At 72.9% G+C, this 5,136-nt stretch carries 4 protein-coding genes; all 4 read left to right on the forward strand.

The window, feature by feature from the left end:
- Positions 1-310: 310 nt before the first annotated feature.
- The 4 genes from ACFVHI_RS36950 to ACFVHI_RS36965 all read left to right on the forward strand — a co-directional run bounded on the left by ACFVHI_RS36950 (position 311) and on the right by ACFVHI_RS36965 (position 4,981).
- A complete protein-coding gene (locus tag ACFVHI_RS36950) occupies positions 311-2,899 on the forward strand; it encodes a sensor histidine kinase KdpD (protein ID WP_063351105.1) in 2,589 nt (862 codons plus the stop codon).
- A 109-nt stretch (positions 2,900-3,008) separates the two neighbouring features.
- Entirely contained in the window at positions 3,009-3,689 is a 681-nt protein-coding gene (locus ACFVHI_RS36955; protein WP_063347600.1) for a response regulator, read from the forward strand.
- A 66-nt stretch (positions 3,690-3,755) separates the two neighbouring features.
- On the forward strand, positions 3,756-4,163 hold the full coding sequence (locus ACFVHI_RS36960; protein ID WP_063347599.1) for an OB-fold nucleic acid binding domain-containing protein: 408 nt from the start codon (positions 3,756-3,758) through the stop codon (positions 4,161-4,163).
- A 2-nt stretch (positions 4,164-4,165) separates the two neighbouring features.
- Positions 4,166-4,981, forward strand: coding sequence for a DUF3159 domain-containing protein (locus tag ACFVHI_RS36965; protein ID WP_244293354.1), 816 nt, complete (start codon positions 4,166-4,168; stop codon positions 4,979-4,981).
- The last annotated feature ends 155 nt before the right edge of the window (positions 4,982-5,136 follow it).

Genomic DNA, 5,136 nt, shown 5'->3' on the forward strand with positions numbered 1-5,136 from the left:
GGAAGCTAAGCCTTACAGCGCCGATGGTACTGCAGGGGGGACCCTGTGGGAGAGTAGGACGCCGCCGAACAATTATTCCAAAAAGACCCCCTCCCTTTCGGGAGGGGGTCTTTTTGCATTTCCCGGAGACAGGGCAGAAGGCTTTCAAGCCGGCCCGGCCGAGGGGGCGGGCGCCGTCAATATGTCGCTAAAACCGCATGATCAGTCCACTGATCAGCGGAAAATCGCCGCTCACGCCGTAGTCTCGAAGGGAAGGGGAACAGGTGTCCGGGGGTGGCCCCGGGGCAGAGCCGGATCAAGAATGGTGCTCATGGGACGAGGCAGGCTGCGCATCTACCTTGGGGCGGCCCCCGGGGTCGGCAAGACGTACGCCATGCTCGCCGAGGCGCACCGGCGACAGCAGCGTGGCACGGACGTCGTGGTGGCGTTCGTGGAGGATCACGGCCGGCGGCTCACCGCGGAGCTCGTCGACGGGCTGGAGGTCGTGCCGCGCCGGCAGCTGGTGCACCGGGAGGCCGCGTTCACCGAGATGGACGTGGACGCCGTCCTCGCCCGCCGCCCGCAGGTGGCGCTGGTGGATGAGCTGCCGCACACCAACATCCCCGGCTGCCGCAACGCCAAGCGCTGGCAGGACGTCGAGGAGCTGCTGGCAGCCGGGATCGACGTGATCTCCACCGTCAACATCCAGCACCTGGAGTCGCTCGGCGACGCCGTCGAGGGCATCACGGGGGTGCGCCAGCGCGAGACCGTGCCGGACGCGGTGGTGCGCCGGGCCGACCAGATCGAGCTGGTCGACATGTCGCCGCAGGCGCTGCGGCGGCGACTGGCGCACGGAAACGTGTACGCGCCGGAGAAGATAGACGCGGCCCTGGCCAACTACTTCCGTCCGGGCAACCTGACCGCGCTGCGCGAGCTGGCGCTGTTGTGGACCGCCGACCGGGTCGACGAGTACCTGCAGAAGTACCGGGCCGAGCAGGGCATCGAGGGCACCTGGCAGGCCCGGGAGCGGATCGTGGTGGGCCTGACCGGCGGCCCCGAGGGGGCGACGCTGATCCGGCGGGCGGCCCGCATCGCGGCCCGTGTCTCCGGCGGTGAACTCCTCGCCGTCCACATCTCCCGCTCGGACGGGCTCTCGGGCACCGGCTCCCCGCAGACGCTGATCGAGCAGCGGGCCCTGGTGGAGAGCCTCGGCGGCTCCTTCCACGCCGTCCTCGGCGACGACCCGGCCGCCGGGCTGCTGGACTTCGCCCGGGGCGTGAACGCGACCCAGATCGTGCTGGGCACCAGCCGCCGGCCGGCCTGGCAGTACCTCTACGGGCCTGGCGTCGGCACCACGGTGACCCGGGAGGCCGGCGACATCGACATCCACATGGTCACCCACGAGCACGCCGGGCACGGACGCGGGCGGGTGCCGGTGCGCCGGATCACCGACCTGGGCCGCTCCCGCACCATCGCGGGCTGGCTGATCGGGCTGGCGGGTCCGCCGGTGCTGGCGCTGGTGCTGACCGCGATCGGCGGGCTGGGCCTGTCGACCGACATGCTGCTGTTCCTGTCGCTGACGGTGTGCGCGGCGCTGGTCGGCGGGCTGCTGCCGGCGATCGGGTCGGCGCTGGTCGCCTCGTCGGTGCTGAACTACTACTTCACGCCGCCGATCCACACCTTCACGATCAACGAGCCGCAGAACATCATGGCGGTGGCGATATTCACCGTGGTCGGCATCTCGGTCGCCTCCGTGGTCGACCTGGCGGCCCGGCGCACCCACCAGGCGGCCCGCAGCCAGACGGAGGCGCAGACGCTCAGCGCGCTGGCCGGCACCGTGCTGCGCGGCGCGCCGAACGGGGACGGGGTGCTGACGGCGCTGATGGAGCAGGTCCGGGAGACCTTCGGGCAGGAGAGCGCCGCGCTGCTGGAGCGGCCGGAGCCGCTCGGCGCCTGGGTGCCGGTCGCCACCGCCGGGCCGCGCCCGCCGGAGCGGCCGGAGGAGGCCGACGTGGACGTGCCGGTCGGCGACAGCCTGGCGCTGGTGCTGCGCGGCCGGGTGCTGCCGGGGGCGGACCGGCGCCTGCTCGGGGCGTTCGCCGCGCAGGCGGCCGTGGTGCTGGAGCGCCGCCGGCTGGCCCGGGAGGCCGCGGCGGCGCGCCGGGAGGCGGAGGGCAACCGGATCCGCACCGCCCTGCTGGCGGCGGTCTCGCACGACCTGCGCACCCCGCTGGCGGGGATCAAGGCGTCCGTCACCTCGTTGCGGGCGGCCGACGTCGAGTGGGCGCCGGAGGACGAGGCGGAGCTGCTGGCCGGCATCGAGGCCGGGGCCGACCGGCTCGACCACCTGATCAACAACCTGCTGGACATGAGCCGGTTGCAGACCGGCACCGTCACCCCGCTGATCCAGGAGACCGACCTGGACGAGGTGGTGCCGTTCGCCCTCGGCGGGGTGCCGCCCGAGTCGGTGCGCCTCGACGTCCCGGAGACGCTGCCGATGATCCGGGCCGACGGCGGCCTGCTGGAGCGTTCGCTGGCCAACCTGGTCGAGAACGCCGTCAAGTACAGCCCGGACGGCGTCAAGGTGCTGGTCAAGGCCGACGCGCTGCGTCAGCCGGGCGGTTCCGCGCGGGTCGAGCTGCGGATCGTGGACCGCGGCCCGGGTGTGCCCGAGGACGCCAAGGAACGGATCTTCGCGCCGTTCCAGCGCTACGGGGACGCGCCGCGCGGCGCCGGGGTGGGGCTCGGGCTCGCGGTGGCGCGCGGCTTCGTCGAGGCGATGGACGGTACCGTCACCGCCGAGGACACCCCTGGTGGCGGCCTCACCATGGTCGTCAGCCTGCCCGCGGCCGAGCGGCCGCCGGAACCGGGGGAGGCGACCGGTGACGGGCACGACCCGCTGTCGCGGCTGATCACGTGACAGCCGGTGGCCTGCCGCTCCGGCCTGTCGTTCCTCGCTCCCGCAATCCGTATGTTCAGCAAGTCCCACAGTCCGTAAGTCCGACAGCCCTGAAAGGCGGAGCCCGTAAATGACCCGGGTCCTCGTCGTGGACGACGAACCGCAGATCGTCCGCGCGCTGGTGATCAACCTCAAGGCCCGCAAGTACGAGGTCGACGCGGCCCATGACGGCGCGAGCGCCCTGGAACTGGCCGCCGCCCGCCATCCCGACGTCGTCGTCCTCGACCTGGGCCTGCCCGACATGGACGGCGTCGAGGTGATCCGCGGCCTGCGCGGCTGGACCCGGGTGCCGATCATCGTGCTGTCGGCCCGGCACGCCTCCGACGAGAAGGTCGAGGCCCTGGACGCCGGCGCCGACGACTACGTCACCAAGCCGTTCGGCATGGACGAGCTGCTCGCCCGGATGCGCGCCGCCGTGCGCCGCGCCGAGCCGGTCGCGGGCGAGGACGACTCGCTGGTCGTCACCGAGAGCTTCACCGTCGACCTCGCCGCCAAGAAGGTCAACCGGGACGGCGCCGACGTCCGCCTCACCCCGACCGAGTGGCACCTGCTGGAGGTGCTGGTCCGCAACGCCGGCCGGCTGGTCAGCCAGACCCAGCTGCTCCAGGAGGTGTGGGGCCCCGCCTACCGCACCGAGACCAACTACCTGCGGGTCTACCTCGCCCAACTGCGCCGCAAGCTGGAGCGCGACCCCTCGCACCCGCGCCACTTCATCACCGAACCGGGCATGGGCTACCGCTTCGAGAGCTGACCCCGGGGCGCCCCCGGTGGCCGTACGGCCTGCCGCCGGGGGCGCGGAAACCGGTACCCTTCCGACATGAGTGGTGACAACAGCAGCGACCAGCCGCAGGGGCGCTTCCGCCGCATGCTCAGCCGGCTGACCTCCTCGGCCGAGGAGCTGCAGGCCGAGGAGCTGCGCCAGGAGAGCGCGGCGGAGTCGGGCTGCACGCCGATCGCCGGCTGCGCGGACCGCGAGCTGGTCACCGTGGCGGGCACGCTGCGTACGGTGACGCTCCGCCCGCGGGCCGGGGTGCCGGCCCTGGAGGCCGAACTCTTCGACGGCACCGAGGCGCTGGACGTGGTCTGGCTCGGCCGCCGCTCGATCGCGGGCATAGAGCCGGGCCGCCGGCTCGTCGCCAGCGGCCGGATCAGCCACGCACGCGGGCGCCGCGTGCTGTTCAACCCCCGCTATGAGCTGCGTCCGGTCGGACACGGGAGCGAATGAGCGTGAGCAACCAGCCCGGCGGCGAGTCCGCCGCCCAGCTTGACCTGGCCGCGAACCACCACGCGCCGCCCGGCCCGCACGGACCCGGGGCCGCGGCCGACGCGGCCGTCCGCGAGGCCGTCGTCGCCAAGGAGGCCGCCGACAGCGCGGCCGAGGAGGCCGCCCGCAAGGCCGCCGCCTCCAAGGAAGCGGCCGACACCATCCTGCAGGCCTTCGGCGGCGTGCGCGGCATGATCGACATGACGCTGCCCGGCCTGGTCTTCATCGTCACCTTCAACATCACCCACCAGGTCAGCTCCGCCGCCTGGGCCGCGCTGGGCCTGTGCGCGGTGTTCGTGGTGACCAGGCTGGCCCGGCGGGAGACCGTCCAGCACGCCTTCAGCGGGGTGTTCGGCGTCGCCCTCGGCGCCTGGATCTCGATGAAGAGCGGCCGCGCCGAGGACTTCTACCTGCCCGGCCTGCTGTGGAACGTCGGCTACAGCATCGCGCTGGCGGTCTCCGCCCTGGTGCGCTGGCCGATGATCGGCGTGATGCTCGGCCCGGTCACCGGCGAGATGTTCACCTGGCGCAAGGAGAACCCGGGCCGGTTCGCCGCCTACACCAAGGCGACCTGGGCCTGGGTGGTGATCATGGGCCTCAAGCCGGTGATCCTCTTCCCGCTGTACTTCACCCACAACGTCAACCTGCTCGGCTGGCTCAAGGTCGCCCTCGGCATCCCGCCGATGCTGCTGGCGATGTACGTCACCTGGCAGATCCTGCTCAAGGCGCCGCCGCCGATCAAGGCGCAGTTCGACGACGACGAGGAGCCGGCCCGCTAGGCCCTGTCCGGCCGGAGCCCCGGCCCGCCGGCCCGCACGCGACGGGCGAGGGCCCGCACCCCTGGTGGGTGCGGGCCCGCGCCCGGGTGCGGTGCGCGCCTTCGGGCCAACTGGGCGCCGGGGGGCGCCGACAGGAGGTGCTCCAGCGCCTCCTC

This window comes from Kitasatospora sp. NPDC127121, assembly GCF_042677305.1.
Taxonomy (GTDB): Bacteria; Actinomycetota; Actinomycetes; order Streptomycetales; family Streptomycetaceae; genus Kitasatospora.

Excerpts from the sequence above, each read along its gene's own strand:
- ACFVHI_RS36960 (WP_063347599.1), top strand. The coding sequence starts at position 3,756 with ATGAGTGGTGACAACAGCAGCGACCAGCCGCAGGGGCGCTTCCGCCGC.
- ACFVHI_RS36950 (WP_063351105.1), top strand. The coding sequence starts at position 311 with ATGGGACGAGGCAGGCTGCGCATCTACCTTGGGGCGGCCCCCGGGGTC.
- ACFVHI_RS36955 (WP_063347600.1), top strand. The coding sequence starts at position 3,009 with ATGACCCGGGTCCTCGTCGTGGACGACGAACCGCAGATCGTCCGCGCG.